Source organism: Janthinobacterium sp. P210006, from assembly GCF_036231885.1.
Lineage (GTDB): Bacteria > Pseudomonadota > Gammaproteobacteria > Burkholderiales > Burkholderiaceae_D > Janthinobacterium > Janthinobacterium violaceinigrum.
The window spans coordinates 655,445-676,354 of the sequence record NZ_JAZARD010000002.1 but is presented as its reverse complement, the minus strand read 5'-3'; the positions used below and the strand labels follow the sequence as shown (position 1 = coordinate 676,354).

General features: G+C 66.5%; 18 protein-coding genes and 1 riboswitch. Of the genes, 16 read left to right on the top strand and 2 right to left on the bottom strand.

Going from position 1 to position 20,910, the window contains the following annotated elements; translation table 11 throughout:
* The first annotated feature begins 76 nt into the window (after window positions 1-76).
* The 5 genes from VPH41_RS11520 (at window position 77) to hmgA (ending at window position 5,237) form a co-directional block, all read left to right on the top strand.
* Window positions 77-475, top strand: coding sequence for a DUF1842 domain-containing protein (locus VPH41_RS11520; protein ID WP_328570094.1), 399 nt, complete (start codon window positions 77-79; stop codon window positions 473-475).
* A 217-nt stretch (window positions 476-692) separates the two neighbouring features.
* Entirely contained in the window at window positions 693-2,045 is a 1,353-nt protein-coding gene (locus tag VPH41_RS11515) for an MFS transporter (RefSeq protein ID WP_328570093.1), read from the top strand.
* Between the two features lie 13 nt (window positions 2,046-2,058).
* Window positions 2,059-3,738: an FAD-dependent oxidoreductase gene (locus tag VPH41_RS11510; RefSeq protein WP_328570092.1), complete on the top strand. Its 1,680-nt coding sequence runs from the start codon at window positions 2,059-2,061 to the stop codon at window positions 3,736-3,738.
* A 12-nt stretch (window positions 3,739-3,750) separates the two neighbouring features.
* Window positions 3,751-3,936 carry a hypothetical protein gene (locus VPH41_RS11505; protein WP_152281481.1) on the top strand — a complete coding sequence of 62 codons (186 nt, stop codon included), beginning with the start codon at window positions 3,751-3,753 and terminating at the stop codon, window positions 3,934-3,936.
* The gene (gene hmgA / locus VPH41_RS11500) at window positions 3,933-5,237 is read left to right on the top strand and encodes a homogentisate 1,2-dioxygenase (RefSeq protein ID WP_328570091.1); all 1,305 of its coding nucleotides are present in this window, start codon (window positions 3,933-3,935) and stop codon (window positions 5,235-5,237) included. The genes VPH41_RS11505 and hmgA overlap by 4 nt, the downstream gene beginning before the upstream one ends.
* 3 nt (window positions 5,238-5,240) lie before the next feature.
* Here the strand turns inward: hmgA and VPH41_RS11495 are convergent, their stop codons facing one another.
* Entirely contained in the window at window positions 5,241-6,578 is a 1,338-nt protein-coding gene (locus tag VPH41_RS11495; protein ID WP_328570090.1) for an LLM class flavin-dependent oxidoreductase, read from the bottom strand.
* Between the two features lie 157 nt (window positions 6,579-6,735).
* On the opposite strand from VPH41_RS11495, the gene VPH41_RS11490 reads away from it, so the two are divergent.
* The 5 genes from VPH41_RS11490 to VPH41_RS11470 all read left to right on the top strand — a co-directional run bounded on the left by VPH41_RS11490 (window position 6,736) and on the right by VPH41_RS11470 (window position 13,958).
* Window positions 6,736-7,935 (top strand): sigma-54 interaction domain-containing protein, encoded by a 1,200-nt coding sequence (locus VPH41_RS11490; protein ID WP_328570089.1) that lies wholly within the window; start codon window positions 6,736-6,738, stop codon window positions 7,933-7,935.
* A gap of 232 nt (window positions 7,936-8,167) precedes the next feature.
* A complete protein-coding gene (locus VPH41_RS11485) occupies window positions 8,168-9,250 on the top strand; it encodes an LLM class flavin-dependent oxidoreductase (RefSeq protein WP_328570088.1) in 1,083 nt (360 codons plus the stop codon).
* A gap of 27 nt (window positions 9,251-9,277) precedes the next feature.
* Entirely contained in the window at window positions 9,278-10,432 is a 1,155-nt protein-coding gene (locus VPH41_RS11480) for an LLM class flavin-dependent oxidoreductase (protein WP_328570087.1), read from the top strand.
* Between the two features lie 222 nt (window positions 10,433-10,654).
* Window positions 10,655-13,051: a TonB-dependent receptor gene (locus tag VPH41_RS11475; protein ID WP_328570086.1), complete on the top strand. Its 2,397-nt coding sequence runs from the start codon at window positions 10,655-10,657 to the stop codon at window positions 13,049-13,051.
* 74 nt (window positions 13,052-13,125) lie between these two features.
* A riboswitch (FMN riboswitch) is annotated at window positions 13,126-13,287 on the top strand.
* 170 nt (window positions 13,288-13,457) lie between these two features.
* Window positions 13,458-13,958 (top strand): 6,7-dimethyl-8-ribityllumazine synthase, encoded by a 501-nt coding sequence (locus VPH41_RS11470; protein WP_328570085.1) that lies wholly within the window; start codon window positions 13,458-13,460, stop codon window positions 13,956-13,958.
* A gap of 65 nt (window positions 13,959-14,023) precedes the next feature.
* Here VPH41_RS11470 and VPH41_RS11465 read toward each other — a convergent pair whose 3' ends face one another.
* The gene (locus VPH41_RS11465) at window positions 14,024-15,076 is read right to left on the bottom strand and encodes an ABC transporter substrate-binding protein (RefSeq protein WP_328570084.1); all 1,053 of its coding nucleotides are present in this window, start codon (window positions 15,074-15,076) and stop codon (window positions 14,024-14,026) included.
* Window positions 15,077-15,302: 226 nt separating this feature from the next.
* Between VPH41_RS11465 and VPH41_RS11460 the strand changes: the two genes are divergently transcribed.
* Genes VPH41_RS11460 through VPH41_RS11435 form a run of 6 tightly spaced genes read left to right on the top strand, consistent with a single transcriptional unit; the run spans window position 15,303 to window position 20,894 of the window.
* Window positions 15,303-16,052, top strand: coding sequence for a class II aldolase/adducin family protein (locus tag VPH41_RS11460; RefSeq protein WP_328570083.1), 750 nt, complete (start codon window positions 15,303-15,305; stop codon window positions 16,050-16,052).
* A 20-nt stretch (window positions 16,053-16,072) separates the two neighbouring features.
* The gene (locus tag VPH41_RS11455; RefSeq protein ID WP_328570082.1) at window positions 16,073-17,146 is read left to right on the top strand and encodes an ABC transporter substrate-binding protein; all 1,074 of its coding nucleotides are present in this window, start codon (window positions 16,073-16,075) and stop codon (window positions 17,144-17,146) included.
* Window positions 17,143-17,997, top strand: coding sequence for an ABC transporter permease (locus VPH41_RS11450; protein ID WP_328570081.1), 855 nt, complete (start codon window positions 17,143-17,145; stop codon window positions 17,995-17,997). The genes VPH41_RS11455 and VPH41_RS11450 overlap by 4 nt, the downstream gene beginning before the upstream one ends.
* Window positions 17,994-18,758, top strand: a complete 765-nt coding sequence (locus VPH41_RS11445; RefSeq protein ID WP_328570080.1) for an ABC transporter permease — start codon at window positions 17,994-17,996, stop codon at window positions 18,756-18,758. Before VPH41_RS11450 ends, VPH41_RS11445 begins: the two co-directional genes overlap by 4 nt.
* A complete protein-coding gene (locus VPH41_RS11440; protein ID WP_328570079.1) occupies window positions 18,751-20,016 on the top strand; it encodes an MFS transporter in 1,266 nt (421 codons plus the stop codon). The genes VPH41_RS11445 and VPH41_RS11440 overlap by 8 nt, the downstream gene beginning before the upstream one ends.
* Window positions 20,013-20,894, top strand: coding sequence for an ABC transporter ATP-binding protein (locus VPH41_RS11435; protein WP_328570078.1), 882 nt, complete (start codon window positions 20,013-20,015; stop codon window positions 20,892-20,894). Before VPH41_RS11440 ends, VPH41_RS11435 begins: the two co-directional genes overlap by 4 nt.
* Window positions 20,895-20,910 lie beyond the last annotated feature (16 nt).

Below are 20,910 nucleotides of genomic sequence, written 5' to 3'. Positions count from 1 at the left end.
GATAGCCAGTGCCTGTCGCCGCGCGCGATCTCCGCCTTTTCATGGCTCAGGAACCATCCCCCCGAAGGAGTCCATTGTGTCCTCATCTGAACTGAATGCGGTAGAACATGTGTATCTGACCGCCGGCAATCTCGCTCTGCCCGGCGCGCCCATCCTGAATCTGGCCCTGTTTTACAATCCCGACGACGGCAGCCTCAGCGGCGAAGCCCTGATCACGCAAGCGATCGCCCCACCGCATGGCCGCGTGGTGATCCGCCCCGTCAGCGGCTCCGTGTACGGCCTGGGCATTGGCGGCGCCACGCGCGCCTTCAACCTGAGCGGCGAGTACGTGGTGTCCGTGCCGCCACCGGCCATCGGCAGCTACCTGGCCAAGTTCGAGGCGATCTTCGTTACCGACAACAACTGGAACGGCCGCGCCTCGTTTACCTATGACCATAACAAGGTCGAAGACGTGCCGGTCAAGAAACGCGGCTAGGCACGCCCGCTGACGGCAGCCTGCCTGGGCGGCGGCGCTCTTTCCGGGAGCGCCGCCGTTTTGCGTTTGCTTTCTAGTTCTTCCGGCCAGCGTTTGTCCCCAAAATGGGGACAGCCGTCGGCGTAGTCATCTGCATACTGTGTCTCAAGCCGGAGCATCCGGCCACTCTCACCCAATAAAATCTACAAGGGGAGAGCGACACCTTATGGAGACCAGCATGACCATCGCCCAAGCGGCCAGCCCCGCCACGTCCGCCACTACGGCGCCCGTCCCCGACGCTGCCACCTTGCAACTGGAACAGCAGGTGATGCGCAAGGTTTCGCGCCATCTGCTGGGATTTTTGTTCCTGCTGTTCGTGTTTTCCTTTCTGGACCGCATCAATATCGGCTTTGCCGGCCTGACCATGATGCAAGACCTGGGCCTGTCCGGCACCCAGTTCGGTTTTGCCACCACCCTGTTCTACATCGCCTACATCGCTTGTAGCATTCCCAGCAACATCGTGCTGGCCCGTATCGGCGCCCGTAAATGGATAGGCTCCATGATGATCGCCTGGGGCCTGGCCTCGACTGCGACCCTGTTCGCCAGCGGCCCGGCCAGCCTGTATGCGCTGCGCTTTCTCGTCGGCGTGACGGAGGCGGGCTTCCTGCCCGGCATGCTGCTGTACCTGACGTACTGGTTTCCCAGCGCCTATCGGGCGCGGGCCAATGCCCTGTTCATGATCGCCATGCCGGTGACGGCCGCCATCGGCTCGGCCCTGTCGGGCCTGATCCTGGGCCTGGACGGCCACTGGGGCTTGAAGGGCTGGCAATGGCTGTTCTTGCTCGAAGGCATGCCTTCCGTGCTGCTGGGCCTGGCCGTGTACGGTTATCTGGACGATTCGCCCGCCAAGGCCAGCTGGCTGGGCAAGCTGGAACGGCAAGTGCTGGCGCGCATGCTGGCGGCCGAGCAAAAACCCGTGGCGCCCCGGCAAAACACCTCGGTGCTGGCGGAAATGTGTTCGCCCACCGTATTGAAATTCGGCATCGCCTACTTTTGCCTGGTGAATACCCTGGCGATGGTGGCCGTGTGGACGCCATTGATCGTCAAAAGTTTCAGCGGCGACGCCAGCAATACAAAAATCGGCTTATTGGCCGCCATCCCCCAAGTGTGCACCGTCATCGGCATGATTGCCTGGGGCCGCCGCTCGGACCGCCTGCAGGAACGCCGCTGGCACATCGTCTGGCCCATGCTGCTGTCGGCGCTTGGCTGGCTGCTCACCGCATATTCCGGCAATCCCGTTGTGCAACTGCTGGGCGTGTGCATGGCCTCGACGGGCGCCTACACGGCCATGTCCGTCTTCTGGACGACGCCGGACCGGGCCCTGAGCCTGGGGGCGCGCGCCATCGGTATCGCCGTCATCAATGCCACGGGCAATATCGGCTCGGCCCTGAATCCCGTCGTCGTGGGCTGGCTGAAGGATTTCACGCACAGCTTTGCCACGGGCTTGCTGTACGCCAGCGTGCTGCTGGTGGCCGGTGCGGCCATCGTGCTGACCCTGCCCATCGCGCGCGGCAGCAAAGAACAATCTTGAAGAGGACACCATCATGAGCGACACGTTTCACCCTTATCCCCATGTGCCGAAAGTGTATCCGCCCGGCAAACCGGCCGGCGCAGGCACGCAGCACGTGCCCGTCCTGATCGTGGGCGGCGGCCCCGTGGGCCTGGCCACGGCCCTGGGCCTGGCCCGCCACGGCGTGCGAAGCGTGCTGATCGAGGCGGACGACGGCGTGTGCACGGGCAGCCGCGCCATCTGCATTTCGCGGCGCAGCCTGGAAATCATCGAACGCCTGGGCGCGCTCGACGGTTTCCTGTCCAAGGGCTTGCCGTGGGCAGGCGGGCGCAGCTTTTACCGCGAGGAAGAGGTGCTGCACTTCACGATGCCGCAAGACGCCAACCAGAAGCTGCCGCCCATGGTCAACCTGGCGCAATACCATATCGAACAATTCCTGCTCGATGCGGCCGAACGCCAGCCGGAATGGATCGATATCCGCTGGCAGACGCGGGTCACCGGCGTGGAGCAGCGCGCCGACGGCGCCACCGTCACCGTGGCGACGCCGCACGAGACCTACAAAATCGACACGGACTGGCTGGTGGCGGCCGATGGGGGGCGCAGCGTGGTGCGCGAGGCGCTGGGTCTGAAACTGCAGGGCACCAGCTATGAAGGCCGCTATGTGATCGTCGACATCCACCTGAAAAGCAGCCGCCCCACGGAGCGCCTCGCGTATTTCGATCCGCCGTCGAATCCCGGCTCGACCGTGCTGGTGCACAAGCAGCCCGACGATATCTGGCGCATCGATTACCAGTTGCGCGACGACGAGGATGCGCAGGCGGCCGTGCTGCTGGAAAACGTGGCGCCCCGCGTGGACAGCCTGCTGGCCATGATGGGGGAAACGGCGCCGTGGCATCCCGTGTGGATCACCATCTATAAAGCCAACGCCCTGACCCTGGACAGATACCGGCACGGCCGCGTGCTGTTCGCGGGCGATGCGGCCCACCTGGTGCCCATCTTCGGCGTGCGCGGAGCGAACTCGGGCATCGACGATGCGGACAACCTGACCTGGAAACTCGCCTACGTGGTCAAGGGCCAGGCGCCCCATGCCTTGCTGGACAGCTATTCGGACGAGCGCGTGTATGCCGCCCGTGAAAACCTGCGCCACGGCACGAAAAGCACGGAATTCATGGCGCCGCCCACGTTCGCCTTCGACCTCATGCGCACGGCCGTGCTGGGCCTGGCAAGCAGGCATGCGCACGTGCGCTCGCTGATCAACCCGCGCCAGACGAGCGCCATCGCGTATGCGCAGTCGCCGCTGAATGCACGCGAGGTCGATGGCTTTGCTGCCGGTCCCCCTCCGGGCACGGTCTTGCCTGAATGTCCGCTGGCGCTGCTGCACGACGGCGCGCAAAAAGCGGGGTATATTACCGGTCTGGTGACGCGCGCGGATGGCTGTTTCACGGGCCTGTACTTCAGCGAGGATGGCGCCGTGCCTGCGGAACTGCTGGCGCTGGGCGACACCTTGCCGCTGGCGACCGTGGCGATTTCCCGCAGCGGGGCGCAAGAGTGCGCCTGGGACCACACGGCGCAGGTATTCTCGCTGTTTGACGCGCAGCCCGGCACGTTTTACCTCGTGCGTCCGGACGGCCATGTGCTGGGACGCTGGCGGCAAGCGCGGGCGGAGCAGGTGGCGGCGGCACTGGCGGCGGCCGGCATCGTCGAATACAAGTAACAAGGAGACAATATGACCGACATCGAACTGGATAATCTGTACACGGAGCTGTGCCACACCATGGGCGGCCTGGGCGAGCAGCGCTCGCCCTTGTTCCTGGCCCGTTTCGCCTTGCTGGCCATGGGGGCCATCGGCAAGGCCGACGTGGTGCACGGTTTGCTGCGCGACGCGGCCGACGGCCTGGCGGAGCCGGCATGATAGGCGCCGGCTACCAAAGCGGCTTCGGCAACGAATTTGCCACGGAAGCCGTGCCCGGCGCCTTGCCGCACGGGCAGAATTCGCCGCAGCAGGCGCCCCTGGGCCTGTACGCGGAACAATTGTCGGGCACGGCCTTTACGGCGCCGCGCGCGCAGAACCGGCGCTCGTGGCTGTACCGCATCCGTCCCGCCAGCCAGCATCCGCCATTCACCCTGCTGCACAATACGCGCATCGTCAGCGATTTCCACGCCATGCCGCCTACGCCGCCGAACCAGCTGCGCTGGGACCCGCTGCCGCTGCCCGACGGCACCGCGCCGGCGGACTTCATCGACGGCTGGCAGACGATGGCCGGCAATGGCAGCGCCGAATCGATGAGCGGCTGCGCCATCCACGTGTATGCGGCCAACCGCGCCATGCAGCGCTTCTTTTACTCGGCCGATGGCGAATTGCTGGTCGTGCCGCAGGAAGGCCGGCTGGCGATTGCCACGGAACTGGGCCTGATCGAGCTGGAACCGCAGGAAATCGCCGTCATTCCCCGCGGCGTGCGCTTCCGCGTGACCCTGCCGGACGGGCAGGCGCGCGGCTATGTGTGCGAAAACTTCGGCACGGCCTTCCGCCTGCCCGACATGGGACCCATCGGCTCGAACGGCCTGGCGAACGCCCGCGATTTCCTCACGCCGCACGCGGCCTATGAAGACATCGATGGCGAGTGCGAACTGGTGGCCAAGTTCGGCGGCCATCTGTGGCGCACCACCCTGGACCATTCGCCGCTGGACGTGGTGGCCTGGCATGGCAATTACGCGCCATATAAATACGATCTGCGCCGTTTCAACACCATCGGCTCTATCAGCTACGACCACCCGGACCCGTCGATCTTCCTCGTGCTGCAGGCGCCCAGCGAAAATCCGCTGCTGGGCGCCATCGACTTCGCCATCTTCCCGCCCCGCTGGCTGGCCGCCGAGCACACGTTCCGCCCGCCCTGGTTCCACCGTAACGTGGCCAGCGAATTCATGGGACTGATCCACGGCGTGTACGACGCCAAGGCGGCAGGCTTCGTGCCGGGCGGCGCCAGCCTGCACAACTGCATGTCCGGCCACGGCCCCGATGCGCAGACGTTCGAAAAGGCCTCGCACAGCGACACGTCCGCGCCCGTGAAAGTGGGCGACACCATGGCCTTCATGTTCGAGACGCGCACCATCCTCAAGCCCACGCCGTTCGCCTTGAACAGCGAATTGCTGCAACAGGACTATTACGCGTGCTGGCAGGGCTTGCGCAAGCATTTCGACCCGGACCAGGGATGATCGTCAGGCGGCCCGCGCCTGCGCCACCGTGTGCGGGTTGGCGGGCCGCGCCAGACCCAGGTGGCCGCGCAGGGTGCTGGCCGCGTATTCCGTGCGGAAAAGGCCGCGCCGCTGCAGTTCCGGCACCACGAGCCGGGTGAAATCCTCGAAGCCTTGCGGCAGCAGGGGCGGCACGACATTGAAGCCATCCGCTCCCCGTTCCACGAACCATTGCTCCATCAGGTCGGCCACCGTCTTGACGGAGCCGATCGCCTGCAGGTGGCCGCGCGCGACCCTGAAGCGCAGCACCAGCTGGCGCAAGCTCAGGTTTTCGCGGCGCGCCAGCTCCAGCTGCTGCTGGAAGCGCCCCTTGCCGTTGTCGCCCGCCTGGTAGGGCAGGTCGGGCAGCGGACCGTCGAGCGGATAGCCGGACAGATCGAAACCGCCGAATTCCAGGTTGCCGAAATCGACCAGCGCCTGCAGTTCGCCGAACCGGTCCTGCGCCTGCTGGTCGCTTTCCGCCACCACCACGGACAGCCCCGGCGTGACCTTCAACTGGTCTTGCGCGCGGCCGTATTTCGCCATGCGGCCTTTCACGTCCCTGTAATACGCCTGCGCGACGGGCAGCGAGGTGGCCGAGCAGTACACCATCTCGGCCTGGCGCGCGGCAAATTCGCGGCCCGTCTCGGAATTGCCCGCCTGGACCAGCACGGGGTGGCCCTGCACGGGACGGGGCAAGTCCAGCAAGCCTTGCGAGGCAAAGTACTGGCCCTGGAAGTCCAGCGGGTGGCCAGCTTCGGGCCGGTAGAACTGGCCGGCGGCGCGGTCGGGCCGGTCGAACGCATCGTCATCCCAGCTATCCCACAGCAGCTTGGACAAGGCGACGAATTCATCGGCGCGCGCATAGCGGTCCGCGTGGCTGCGCGCTGCATCGATGCCGAAATTGCGCGCCGTGTGTTCGCCGAACGAGGAAACGACGTTCCAGCCTGCGCGCCCGCCGCTCAGGTGGTCGAGCGAACTGAATTTGCGCGCCACGTGATATGGGTGTTCGTAATTGGTGTTGACGGTCGCGATCAGGCCGATATGGCTGGTGACGGCGGCGATCGCCGACAGCAGGGTGTAGGGTTCGAAGGGCAGGCCGATGGCGGCGCGGCCCGTGTCCGGAGTGACGTCGCCGGAGCGGCCGATGAAGTCGGCGATGAAAAAGCTGTCGAACTTGGCCGCCTCGGCCAGCCTGGCGGCGTGCAGCCACCAGGCCAGGTCGGGCCGCCCGCTGGCGCTGGCGGAAGGATGGCGCCAGGCGGCCGGATGGTGGCCGTGGCGTTGCAAAAAAACGTTCAGGACGAGCTGGCGTGCTGGCATGGGAGGAACTCCGTGGTGGATTGGCGACATCGCGCGTCGCAATAACTATGCAAGGTTCGGGCCAGCACTGGACGCGCGTGCGCATATGCAAATTCCGGATAAGCTAGCGCGGCACCATTCGTTCACGCCTGAAGATGGCGCGCGGTATAGTCGGCCCATGGAACTCTTAGCCCACAACTTCAGCAGCGATTTCGCGCGCAGCGCCCACCTGGCCCGCGGCGCGGGCGATGACGGCGACAGCGAGGCGCTGGTCGCCTTCCGCGACCCGCAGCAAATGAGCTTGCTGGTGCGCGCCACGGCTTTTGTCTTTGCCGATCCCCGTTCGCGCCAGTTGCACGAACTGATCGAGCGCATCGCCCCCAGCGAGGCGACGGTGCTGATCACGGGCGAAACGGGGACGGGGAAGGAACTGATTGCGCGCCACGTGCACGGCTTGAGCGGGCGCGCCGAGCAGACTTTCGTGGCGATCAACTGCGGCGCGTTTTCCGAAACCCTGGTCGAGAGCGAACTGTTTGGCTATGAAAAGGGTGCGTTTACGGGCGCGCAGCAGGGCAAGCCCGGTTGGTTCGAGACGGCCAGCGGCGGCACCCTGTTCCTCGATGAAATCGGCGACCTGCCGCTGGCGATGCAGGTCAAGCTGCTGCGCGTGCTGCAGGAGCGCGAAGTGGTGCGCCTGGGCGCGCGGCGCGCCATCCCCATCGACGTGCGCCTGATCGCGGCCACCAATGTGGACCTGGCCGAAGCCGTGCGGGCCGGGCGCTTCCGCGAAGACCTGTATTACCGCCTGCAGGTGATCGGCCTGCCGCTGCGGCCTCTGCGCGAGCGCCCGGGCGACATCATGCCGCTGACGCGCCACTTCATGGCCATCTATGCGCAGCGCCTGCACCTGGGCGAAGTGGAGCTGGACCAGGATGCGCAGCAGGCCTTGCTCGCCTACCCGTGGCCGGGCAATATCCGCGAACTGGAAAACGTCATCCACCGCGCGCTGCTCGTGTGCCGCAGCGGCGCGGTGCGCGCCGAGGACTTGAGCCTGTCGGGCTGGCACAGGCCGATGGCTGCCGTCCCCGCAGCGGCCCCCGTGCCCGCGTCCGACGCGTGGGCGGGCGGCGCCGACATCGCCTACGCGGCCCACGGCGCAGGGGGCCAGGACGACTTGCTGGCGGCCGAACGCTTCGCCCGTGCCTGGCAAGCCTTGCTCGACTCGGGCGAGGCCGTGGAATTCGAGGCCATGCAGCAGGAACTGGTGCGCGCCGCGTGGGAGCGCAATGAGCGCAACCAGGTGCGCACGGCCAAACACCTGAACCTGAGCCGCAACATCTTGCGCACCTTCCTGAAAAAGGCGGGCGCCATCGACTAGGCGCACGAGCACTTCCCGGAGCCGGACCCGCAGCGATGCGGCTCCGGCTTTTTTCATGGCTGCTGCGCGCGCAGCACATTGCTGCCATGGGGGCAGGGGATTGCTGCCAAATCAACAGCGGCGGGCAGCGGCGGGCATCCTGGACATGGCATGTTTTCTGCGAGGAGGGTAGGGCAGGCCGCTGCGCGATGCGCGTACGGCCTTTTCTTCGACCCACGACAGGAGTCCATGCATGATCATTGAATTCATCTGGCAATTGCCCACCGGCGGCGATGGCCGCCATGCGGCGCCCGGCATCACGCGCCGCGGCGAACGGGCCGCCGGCGCGCCCAGTCCCCTGCAGGCGGGCGTGAGCGACCCGCGGGGGGCGCGTCCGCCGTTCAACTATTTCGATTACCTGCACCAGATCGCCCGCGCGGCAGATCTCTCGGGCTTCGACGGCATCCAGATACGCCACGATACGCAGGGCGATGAAAGCTGGATCGTCGCCGGCTACCTGGCCCGCAGCACGCGCCATCTGAAACTGATCGCCGAATTCGACGCGGCCTGGGGTTCGGCCGTGTATGCGGCAAAGAACGCCGTCAGCTTCCAGCGCTTCACGGGCGGACGCTTCGCCTGGCAGATCGGCCATGGCGGCGATGCGGCAGAGCGCCGGCGCCAGGGCGATGCGGCGCCGGACGCCGACATCCTGCCGCGCATCGATGAATTCATCACGGTGGCGCGCGGCGTGCAGAGCACCTCGCCGTTCAGCTTCAAGGGCAAGTTCTTCGAAGTGCAGGACGGCGGTTTCAAGGGGCCGCTGGCAAACCATCCGCTCAACGGCATCTACCTGACGGGCGAGTCGCCCGAGGCGCTGGCCCTGTCGGCGGGCCAGGCCGACGTGCACGTGTTCGATGCGGCGCCCGTGGCGGACCTGCAGCCGGCCATCGACAGTCTGCAGACGCAGGCGCGCCAGCTGGGCCGCGGCGTGGCAGCGGGCTTGCGCATCGACGTGCTGGCGCGGGAAACGTTCGACGAAGCCTTGCGCGATGCGCGCCGCTACCGCAGCGGTGCGGGGCTGTCCGACGATGCGGCGTTCGATGGCAGTGCCGCAGCCTTCTGGCCCGGCTTCGCGCAGGCGCAAACGGGTGCCCGCGGCGCCCTGGTCGGCAGCTATGCGCAGGTGGCCGCGGCGCTGCAGGCGTATGCGCAGGCGGGCGTAGCCAGCTTCGTGCTGGCGGCCATCCCCCATTTCGAGGAAGCCTACCGCATCGGCGAACACGTGCTGCCGGCCGTGCGCGCCGCGTTGAATGCCCCGGCCCTGCAAGCGGCCTGAATCCCCCTATTTTGAAGGAGTACCCTGATGGCTATCGACTTTTTCTGGCGCATCCCCACGCATGGCGAACCGAGTTCGCACCGCGCCCGCACGCCGTTTCGCGGCGACTGGTTTCCCGGCAATGACAACCTGCGCCAGGCCGGCCTCGGTGGCGGAGGCGCCGACGGCTTTGCTTATATCGACTACCTGGCGGAAATCGCCCGCGCGGCTGAAATATCGGGTTTCCAGGGCGGCCTGATTCCCTCGTTTCCCATGACGGACGAGCCGTGGGCCATTTCCGCGCTGCTGGCGCGCGAAACGCGCACCTTCCGCTTCATGATCCCGTTCCAGCCCGGCTTTTTGAATCCCGTGGTGGCCGCGCGCATGACGGCCAGCCTGCAGCGGGCCACGGGCGGGCGGGCCCTGTACAACGTGATCACGGGCGGCGGCGGTCCGGCGCAGCTGTGGTGGGGCGATTCGGCCGGCCACGACGACCGCTACACGCGCACGACGGAATTTCTCGACGTGGTGCGCGGCGTGTGGCGCGGCGGACCGTTTTCCTACCAGGGCAAGTTCTACCAGGTGGAGGATGCGGGCCTGGCCACGCCGCTGTCGGAGCAGGACTTCCCCGAGATCTATTTCTCCGGCTCGTCCGACGCGGCCTTGGGTTCCGCCTCGAAGCATGCCGATTACTACCTGACGTGGCTGGAGCCGTTCGAGCAGCTGCGCGAGAAATTCGCCCGCGTGCATGAAAAGACGGCGCTGCTGGGCCGCAAGATCAAGTGCGCCGTGCGCGTCGACATCGTGGCCCGCGCCACGGAAGAAGAGGCGTGGGACGAGGTGCGCAAGGGTTTCGAGGCCGTCGATGCGGCCACCCTGCGCCAGTTCCTGGGCGCCGACGGCGGCGATTCCGTGGGCGCGGCGCGCCAGCGGGGCAATCGCCCGAGCACCCTGAACAGCTACAAGGACTTGATCACGGCGCCGAATATCTGGTCCGGCTTCAACCTGCTGCGGGGCGGGCAGACGCAGGGCATCGTGGGCAGCTACCAGCAGGTGGCCGAACGCCTCGACGAGCTGGTGCAGCTGGGCGCCGACGCCTTCATCCTGGCCAGCACGCCGCACCTGGAAGAGGCGTACCGCGTGGGCGAGGAAGTGCTGCCCCTCGTGCGCGGACATACGGCAGCGCTCTTGCGCGCCGCCTGACCCCCGCACCTGTTGCCGCGACAGCAGCGCCACCGCCTGCTGTCGCGCAGGCAGCACGCGGCGGCGCCGCTGCTGCCAAATCAACAGCGCTATCGTGATGATAGTCTTCCTTTTAAATCAAGCACTTGAGTCGTATTTTGCTGCGCGGCGGCAGCGGGCATGCGCCTTGCAATGACAGTCATCACCATCTCGCGTTTTGACTTTCATCAAGGATAATCACCCATGCGCCGTTCGACTGCCCCCGCCGCCGTTTCCGTACTCTCTTCCCCATTTCCGTTTCACTTGACGCCAGTGCGCCGCGCGCTGCGCTCGGCCTTTGCCATCGGCGGCCTGTGCCTGGCGCCCGGTATGGCGTGGGCCGATGCGCCGGCCGACACGGCGCCCGCCGATGTCGTCGCAATTGCCGACGCCAACGGCGCCGGCGAAGGCGCCTCGCTGCAATCGGTGACGGTGACGGCGCAAAAGCGCGAGGAATCGGCGCAAAAAGTGCCGAGCGCGATCACCGTCCTGGGCGGCAAGGAGCTGCTCGACACGGGCATCGGCCGCTCGGCCAGCGAAATCCTCAACTATGTGCCCAATGCGTCGGCCGGCACGCAGCAGCATGGCCGTCCGCGCTGGTGGATACGGGGCGTGGGCGCGGGCCAGCAGCAGATCGATTTTCCCAATCCCGTGGGCTTCTATCTCGACGACGTCTACATCAGCAATTCCAGCGCCACGGGCTTTCCCCTGTTCGACCTGGACCGGGTGGAAGTGCTGCGTGGGCCGCAGGGCACCTTGTGGGGCAAGAACACCACGGGCGGCGCCATCAACGTGATTTCGCGCAAGCCGTCGTTCAAGTCCAGCGGCTACGCCAAGTTTGACTACAGCAGCTACGACACCAAGCTGGCCGAAGGGGCCATCGGCGGCGCACTGGTCGACGAAGTGCTGGCGGGGCGCCTGTCCTTCCACACGGAACAGCAAGGCGAGGGCCGCTTCCACAACCAGTTTACGGGCGAGCGCGATGGAAAACTCAAGGACAGCGCCATCCGCGGCCAGCTCAAGGCCCTGATCGGCCGCGACCTGACGGCCAATCTGAACCTGCATTACCGCGACTACACGACCAAGGGCGCGACCACCACCGTGGCCAGCTACGGCGCCAATGGCGTGTACCGCAACGGCTACGTCCCCAGCACCAATCCCGACGACGTGAGCACGAATGCGCCGGCCGACAGCGACGTGAAACAGGGCGGCGCCCAGCTGAACCTCGAGTATGCGCTGGGCGAGCTGACCCTGACCTCGATCACGGGCTATGAAAACTTCCGCAACGAGGCCACGGGCGACAGCGACAACACGCCGCTGGAAGTGGGCCGCAGCCGTTCGAAGGCGAGCAGCCGGCAGGTGTCGCAGGAGCTGCGTTTGACGTCGCCGCAAAACGGCACGGTGAGCTGGGTAGCGGGCCTGTTCTACTTCAATGAAAAGATCGATTCCGATTCGGCCGGCGCGCGCCTGCCCAACGGCACGGTGCCGGCGCTGGCGGGCAGCACGCAGCCCGTCGGCTACAACCGCACCGTCTACCAGCACAAGGCGCGCAGCGCGGCCATCTTCGGCAGCACGACCGTCAACTTCAGCGAGCAGCTGCTGTCCACGTTTGGCTTGCGCTGGACCACGGAAACCAAGGACCTCGAATTGCAGCGCGTGCAGGCCGCATCGAACACGGTGACGTTCGGCGATGCGTCGAACTGGTGGAATACGGTCAAGGGCGGCAATTACACGGCCGCGGCGGTCGCCAACAACAATTTCACGTCGAATCCGTCCACCACGTGGAATGCGCTCACGTATGACGTGACGCCCGAATACCGCTTCAGCCGCACCCTGCGCGGTTATCTGAAGTACGCGCACGGCATCAAGTCGGGCGGCTACAACACGAGCGCCACGGACGTGCGCGCGCTCAATACGGTGAAGCCGGAAACCCTGAACTCGTTCGAGGCGGGCATCAAGTCCGAATGGCTGGACGGGCGCCTCAATTTCAACGCCAACGTCTTCCATTACGACTACAAGAACGTGCAGGTCAATATCACGGGCGTGTACAACGGCGACCCCACGCAAAGCGTGAACTACCTGCAGAACGTGCGCAAGGCCCACGTGAATGGCGCGGAATTCGAGATCGAGGCGCAGCCGACGGATAACCTGCACATCAACGCCAACGTGGGCCTGCTGCGCACGGAATTCGACGACTTCGCCATCCAGAACAATGGCGGCGACCGCTCCGGCAATGAATTCGTGCGCTCACCCCACGTGACGGCCCTGCTGGCGGCCGACTACCGCTACCCGCTGGGCAATGGCGCGCAGCTGGTGTTGAGCGGCGACGTGCGCTACACGTCGAAGCAGTACTACTATGTGGACCCGCAAAGCGCGTCGCGCGACCTGCTGAACCAGGGCGGCTTCGCGCTGGCCAATGCGCGCCTGTCGTATGTGCTCCCGGGCGGCAAGCAGCGCATCACGGCGTATGCCAACAACCTGGTCGACAAGGTCTACCGCAATCACACCTTGACCAGCTTCGTGCCGGGCGCCGTCAACGGCGACACGGTGATCATCGGCCAGGGGCGCACGGTGGGCGCCTCGTACACGGTGCAGTTCTGATCGCGCGGGGCAGGGACAGGGGCGATATGCTATAGTCGCCGGGCATGGCTTCCGCACCCGGTGCGGCGGCTACGCAACGTTCTCAGGGCGGGGTGCGATTCCCCACCGGCGGTAATGGCATGCGTGCCTAGCCCGCGAGCGCTTGCCGGCGCGGTCTTCGGACCTGGCCGGCAAGGTCAGCAGACCTGGTGTGATTCCGGGGCCGACGGTATAGTCCGGATAAAGAGAGAGCGGGATGCATCATTGTGTTGGTGCCGGCATACGCCCGGCGCATGGGCGGCCTTGCCGTCGGTGCGCGGGCGCGCGTGCCTGCATGCGCAGTTGGGCGTGGCTTTCATGCGCCGGCGATATCCCCTTCGATCCCATGCCCTGTTTTTTGTCATTTTTAAAAACAGGAGTCTTTTGTATGTCACAAGCACACGCAGCACCAGGCAAGCGCATCGCCTTCATCCAGGCGGGCTGGCACCGCGACATCGTCGCGCAATGCCGCTTGTCCTTCATCGCCGACATGGCGGCCCTGGGCTTTGCCGAGAGCGAGATCGATATCGTCGATGTCGCAGGCGCCTTTGAAATTCCCCTGCACGCGCAAGTGCTGGCCAGGAGCGGCCAGTACGCGGCGATTGCCGCCTCGGCGCTGGTGGTCGACGGCGGCATCTACCGCCATGACTTCGTGGCCGATGCCGTCATCTCCGGCATGATGCAGGTGCAGCTGGCGACGGGCGTGCCCGTGCTGTCGGCCGTGCTGACCCCGCACCACTTCCACGCGGGCCACGAGCACCAGGAATTCTACTTCCAGCATTTCAAGGTCAAGGGTGCGGAACTGGCCGCCGCTTGTGCGGCCACCATCCGCTCGCTGCAGCGGCTGGCGCAACCGGCCGCCGCACCGCACGAAGCCCTGGCTGCCTAGGGCGCGTTTGCCTTGATGCCGTAGTCTCCGGGGCCAGCGCCTGTTCGTGCGCTGGCCCCGTTTCCTTATGCGGCCTGCCGCAGCAGCGCGTCCAGCCGCCGCTGCGCTTCCTCCAGGGGGCGGCGGTCTATCCAGCCATCGATATCGACGTCGCGGTCCAGGAAACCGTGCTGCAGCTGGAAATCCTTCTGCTGGCGGAACAGCGCCACTTTTTCCTCGGACAGGTCGGGCGCCAGGGTCAAATGAAAACCGTCGCGGTAGGCTTCGGCCACGGCGTCGGCGCCGGCCCGCGTTTCACCCTGCAGGATGGCCAGCACTTCTTCCTTGTGGCTGCGCGCCCAGTGCGCGGCGCGCAGGGTCTGCGTCAAAAAGCGCACGACCAGCTCGAAATGCTGCTCCAGCATCGTGGCATGCACGGTGATCGGCCGCGGCGTGCCGTTGTTCACGCGGAAGCGCCGGTCGGGCAGGGCGTCGATGTCGATGCCCACGGCCAGCCCCGCCGCGCGGGCCGCTTCGGCCGCCGCCGCACCTTTTACGTAGACGGCATCGACTTCGCCGCGCAGCAGCGGCGCGATGCCCTGCCACAGGCCTGCGCCCAGATTGGCTTGCGCTGGCGCGTCGGCCCCCACTTCCACCAGTTGCACATCGTCGAGCGTCAAGCCGGCGGACGCCAGCACGCCCTTGTAGCCGGCCAGGCTCATGCCGCGCGCGATGCTGCGTCCGCGCCGGTTGTCGCGCAAGTCTTCGGCGCGGAATACGGGTAGCGCCAGGCGCTTGCCCTGCAGCTGCGCGGGCTTCGTGATGCCGGAACCGGGGCGCACGAGGATGGCTTGCCACTCGTCGATCCAGGTCAGGCCGATCAGGCGCGTGGGCGCCCCTTGCGCGCGGGCGGGCAGGGCCAGCAGGTTGCCCCCTTCGCGCACGAGCGTGGACAGGCCATGGTCGTAATGGTGGCGCGCCAGTTCGCCGCCCACTTCCTGCAGGGTCTTTAACGCGATGCCGTCGCGGGCGAATTCTTCGTCCAGCCAGCCCAGTTTGTAGGCGAGACCCGTGGCCGTGGGCACGGGGCAGCGGGTGAACCAGACGGTATCGACGGCGGGGGCGGTTACGGTAGTCATGGGATGCTTTCGTGGTGGGTGGAGCCTTGCACCGTGCAGGAAACGTGCCCGCGCCGCTTGCTGGCTGGCCGACAGCGCGTGCCGGCAGCGCTGTTGCCGCGCCAGCAGCCGCTGTTGCGCAGGCAGCAGCACCCCACCATTTTCCCCGGCCCCGGCGCTGGCACGCGTCTTGCGAAAGTAGGGACACGACTGACCCGTATCCCAACCCCACAGAATGGAGCATGACATGACGGACGTGGCACAAGCAGAAGCACAACAAGTACAGGTGCAGGATTTGACGGCGGCCGAACTGGCCTTCGTGGAACAGGTACGCCGCGATGCGCAGATCGCTTTCGATGGCTTGCGCGAGACGGGCAGCCTGACGGCTAACGGCACGGTGGGCTTTGTCGAGCGCACGCCGGAGGGCGACAAGGTCGTGGTGGTCAACGATCCCGGCCCGTTCCGCCGCGGCCAGCCCCTGAAGGCGGCCGTGCTGGCGCTGGACGGCACGGTGCTCGTGGGCGACGCGAACAACGGCGGCGCGCGCTACCTGAAGCTGTTCCGCGAGCGGCCCGAGGTCACCTCGATCTCGCACGTGCATTCGCCATCGCTGGGCGCCTGGGCGCAGACGCACCGCACCCTGCCGATCCGCTATGTGCCCGTGCAGCGCTACCAGCTGGTCCGCGAAATTCCCATCTATATCGACCGCCGCCAGCCGGAAGTCGATTTCATCCTGGGCGAAATCGCCCGCAACACGCATGCCACGGCCATCCTGGAAGCGAATGGCGGCGCCACCGTGTGGGGCAAGCAGGGCTTGCTGAAGCTGGCCGAATTCATCCTGCTGCTGGAGGAGGGCGCGAAGATCCAGATCGCGGCCGAAGCCATCGGCGGTTCGCGCGATTTCGGTCCCGGCGTGCTGCTGCAGCAATGGAAGATGAGCAAGCTGATCGATACGGCGCGCGCGCTGTCTTTGTTACCTGCCACCGACCTGGTATAACTTTCAAGAACAGGCCCCAGATGTCATTGCAATCATTACGTTTGAGCTGGCGCAAGCTGTCTGCCGCCATCGTGGCGGCCAGCCTGCTGGCGCCAGCCTTCGCGGCGGCCGCCGAACCGCTGCCGGCCGCCGTGCGCATCGCCGTCGTGGCCCGCACGGCGCCGTCCGGCAAGACCGTGTTTGCCGGGTCCGCCGCCCAGGTGGCCGCGCAGGGCTGGCTGGCGGCCGAACTGGGCAAGCTGGGCGTGAAGCTGGAATGGGTGCCCGTCACCACCAATTCCGTGGCGACGCAAGTCAACGAGGCGTTTGCCAACCGCTCGATCGACCTGGCCCAGTATGGCGACTTGCCGTCGATTATCGCCAATGCCTCGGGCTTGCAGACGCGGCTGATCCTGCCCGGCGGCAGCGCCAACAACACCTATCTGGTGGTGCCGAACGGTTCCACGGCCCGCTCGATCAAGGACTTGAAGGGCAAGAAGATCGCCTTGCACCGGGGGCGGCCGTGGGAATACCCGTTTGCGCGCCTGCTGGAAGCGAACGGCATGACCATGCGCGACGTGAAAATCCTTAACCTGAATCCGCAGGCGGGCGCGGCAGCCGTGGCGACGGGCGGCGCCGACGCCTTCTTTACCCTCAGCGACGCCTTCCTGCTGGAAGATAAAAAGGTGGGCAAGATCATCTGGTCCAGCAAGGCGCCGCCGCAGGACTGGAAGATGCGGGCCGAACTGTGGGCCGACAGCGGTTTCCTGCAGCGCTATCCGCAGCTGGCCCAGCTGGTGGTGACGGCCTATGTGCGCGAGCACCACCGGGCCGCCGGCGCGGGCGGCGAAGACGAATACGTGCGCACGGAGGCGGCTGCGGGCCAGGTGGAAAGCGTGGTGCGGCGCGAACTGGCGGGCGACCACACGCCGTGGCAGGCGCGCTGGTCTCCCCTGTTTACGGCCAGCCTGCGCCAGCATTACGTGGGCGAGGCAGCCTATGCGAAAAGCGCGGGCCTGATCGGGCGGCCCCTGCAAGTGGACAGCCTGTTCGCGCCCCAGTTCGTCAACCAGGCGCTGGCGCAGCTGAAATTGCAAACCTACTGGACGCCATGACTTCCCTCGTCAACGCCATCGCCTTGCCGCGCGCCGCCGCACCAGCGCGTGCAGCCTCTGTCCCCTGGCTGCAGCGCTTCGTGCGCTCGCCCTGGTCCGTGTGGACCTCGCCGCTGGCCTTGCTGCTGCTGTGGACGGCGGCCACCGCCTTCGCGTGGATGCCCGCGCACATCTTGATGTCGCCCGGGCAAGTGCTGCTGACGGCCGCCGACCTGGCCGAAAGCGGCGAGCTGGGCCAGCATCTGGGCATCAGCCTGTTCCGCCTGCTGGCCGGTTTCGGCCTGGGCGCCAGCGGCGGCCTGGCGTTCGGCGTCGTGCTGGGCCTGTCCCCCGGCTTGCGCAGCTACGTCGATCCCACTTTCAATATCCTGCGCCAGTTGCCCACCGTCGCCCTGATCCCCCTGTTTATCCTGCTGTTCGGCATCGGCGAGAGTTTCAAGGTGTTTATCGTCGCCAAGGCCAGTTTCTTTATCGTCGCGCTGGCTGTGCATGACGCCATCCGCAGCCTGTCGCAGCGCTATTTTGAGGTGGCGCACGTGTATTGTTTCTCGCGCTGGCAGCGCATCCGCCTGATCGTCTTGCCCGCCATCGTGCCGGCCGCGCTGACGGGCATGCGCATCGCCCTGTCGCGCTCGTGGATGGTGCTGGTGGGCGCGGAATTGCTGGCCGCCGACAGCGGCCTGGGCCAGATGATGGAAATGGGCCGGCAAATGTTCCGCCTCGACGTAGTGATGGTGGGCGTGGTGCTGACGGGCGTGATCGGCTTCGGCCTGGACCGCGCTTGCCACGCGCTGGAAGCACGGCTGATGCGCTGGAAGCGTAGTGGCGATGGTAAGGGAGGCGCCACATGAAGCAGCGTTTGATCCAGATCATCAAGGGTGCGCTGCTGCCGCTGGCCTTGCTGGGCGCCTGGCAATGGGCGTCCGGCCAGGGCGCGGCCGCCGCGTATATCTTTGTGTCGCTGGGCGACCTGGCGCACAGCCTGCGCGACTTGCTCGTCAGGGGCGAGCTGTGGGTGCATCTGCGCGCCAGCCTGGGCCGCACTGTGGCCGGCTTGCTGCTGGGCGGCAGCGCCGGCATCGTCACGGGCGCGCTGATGGCGCAGTCGCCGCTGGCGGAGCGCCTGATCGGCCCCCTGTTCCACAGCATCCGCCAAGTCCCGTTGCTGGGCCTGATCCCCTTGCTGGGCTTGTGGGTGGGCAATGGCGACGGCGCCAAGCTGCTGGTGATCGCCATCGCCGCCTTTTATCCCACCGTGCTCAACACGTATGCGGGCATGCGCCAGGTGGATGGGCGCCTGCGCGAAGTGGGGCAGGTGCTGACCCTGACGCGCGCGCAGACCTTGCGCCAGTTGTTGCTGCCGGGCGCCATGCCGGCCATCGTCACCGGAGTCACGCATGCGCTGGCGTTCGCCTGGCTGGCCTGCCTGGGCGGCGAACTGCTGTTTGCGGCCGGCCCCGGCATGGGGTCATTGCTGCTCAACGGCGAGGTATCGGGCCGCATGGATGTCGTGCTGCTGGCCGTGCTCGTGATCGCCTTGCTGGCGCAGGCGATGAACGTGGCGTTTGCGCGGCTGGCGCGCCTGCTGGTGAAGGGGCGCAGCAGTGAGTGAATCCTTGCCATTCCAGCCGGACGCGGCCGTCACTGCCCGCGACGGCGAGCTGCGCGCCTTTTTGCTGCGCTTTATCGGCTTGACCCTGCTGTCGGGCGTGACCATCGGCATGAACAAGGTGCTGGCCACCTTGCTGGGCTTGCATTTACACGTGAGTAATTTCCAGCTTGCCACGATCAGCAGCGCGGAAACCCTGGCCATGGCGCTGGGCACCATTCCGGCCGGCTACATTCTTTCGCGCGGCAACCCGAAGCATCTGTACGCCGGCGTCAGCCTGAGCCTGGCGCTGGCCTTTTGCGTGCTGCCATGGCTGCCCGGCTGGCAATGGGTGGCCCTGCTGATGTTTTTGGTAGGCCTGTGCATTTCGCTGCGCATCGTGGCCATGAGCACCGTGTTTCTCGTGCGCTTGCCGGAACTGGGGCAGGGCAAGGCGGGCTGGTACAAGGGCACCTTGATCCTGGGCATGCAGTTCCTGGGGCCCCTGTGCGGCAATTACCTGATCGCGCAGCTGGGACTGAAAGCGGGCTTTTTGATTTCCGCCCTGATGTTCGCCATCCTGGCCGTGCTGGGCTGGCAAGTGTTGCCAGACAACACGGCGCCCCGCAAGCAGGCTGGCCATGCGTCGCAGCCGGGCGCGGCCCGCCTGCGCGAACTGCTGCGTCTGCCTGTCGTGCGCGTTACTTACCTGTTCGAAATCCTCGCCAGCTTCACGGCGTCCAGCGTGGGCGTGTTCTCCATCCTGCTGGCCATCCGCGTGCTGCACTGGCCTGCGCACCACTCCGTCTGGCTGATGGCCGTGCAGGGATTGAGCTGCGTGCTGGTGCTGCTGTTCCTGGGACGCTTCGTGCTGGCCAGCCGTTACCGCGAGCAGCTGTATGGCGGCGCCCACCTGGCCATCATGGGGGCCTTGCTGATCCTGGGCTTGTGGCCCTCCAGCATCGCCTACCTGGCCGCGTCCGTGCTGCTGGGACTGGGCCTGGGCGTGAATAACCTCGTCAATACGGACAATATTGCCCGCGCGCCCGTCGACAAGGCCCGTGTTTCCGCCCATTTGACCCTGTTCGGCATGGTAGGCGGCACGGCCGGCGCGCTGGCGGCGGGCCGCCTGGCCGACCTGACGGGCTTGCGCAATGTGTTCCTGATCTGGCTGTTTCCCTGGCTGGCCGCCTGGCTGGTTTTCCACGGCAGCCGCTGGCTGCGCCGGGCGCCGCCCGCCGCCGTTTCTTCCCTCGCCCCCACCGCAGAGAGTGCGCCATGAATGATTTCGTTTCCCCCTCGGCCCTGTTGCCGCAACGCCCGCAGCTGAGCGGTGGCCTGCAAGTGCAGCACGTGAGCAAGTCGTTTGCGCTGAAAGGCGCGCCGCTGCCCGTGCTCGACGACATTTCCCTGACCATCGCACCCGGTGAATTCGTCGCCATCGTGGGCGCTTCCGGCTGCGGAAAATCCACCCTGCTGCGCCTGTTGGCGGGCCTGGACACGGACTACGCGGGCTTGCTGCTGCACGATGGCGTGCCCATCCGTGGCACGGATCTGCGCCGGGGCCTCGTGTTCCAGGACCACCGCCTGTTCCCCTGGCTGACGGTGCAGCAGAACGTGGCCGTAGCTTTCAGCAACACCAAAGTGCCGTTGGCCGAGCGCGAAGCGCGCGTGGCGGCGGAAATCGCGCGCGTGGGCCTCGATGGCTATGCGGATGCGTATCCGCATCAATTGTCGGGCGGCATGTCGCAGCGGGCCGCGATTGCCCGCGCCCTCGTGGGGCGGCCCGACGTGCTGCTGCTGGACGAGCCGCTGGGCGCGCTCGACGCGCTGACCCGCTTGCGCCTGCAGCAGGAATTGCGCCGATTGTGGCAGGACGAGGGCATCACCATGGTGATGGTCACGCATGACATCGACGAAGCCGTCTACCTGGCCGACCGCATCGTCGTGCTCGACGCGCGCCCGGGCAAGGTGCGCCGCGTGCAGGACGTGCCGCTGGCCCACCCGCGCCAGCGGGGATCGGCCGGCTTTGTCGCCATCCGCGACGGCTTGCATGGGGATTTCAGCGACCTCGACGAATCGCATGCGCCTGTCGCGCAGCAGGTAGATCCCAGCAGCTTATGGGATGGCAATGAATGGGCGCGCAGGATGGCGCTGTAGTTTTTTTGATATCCAT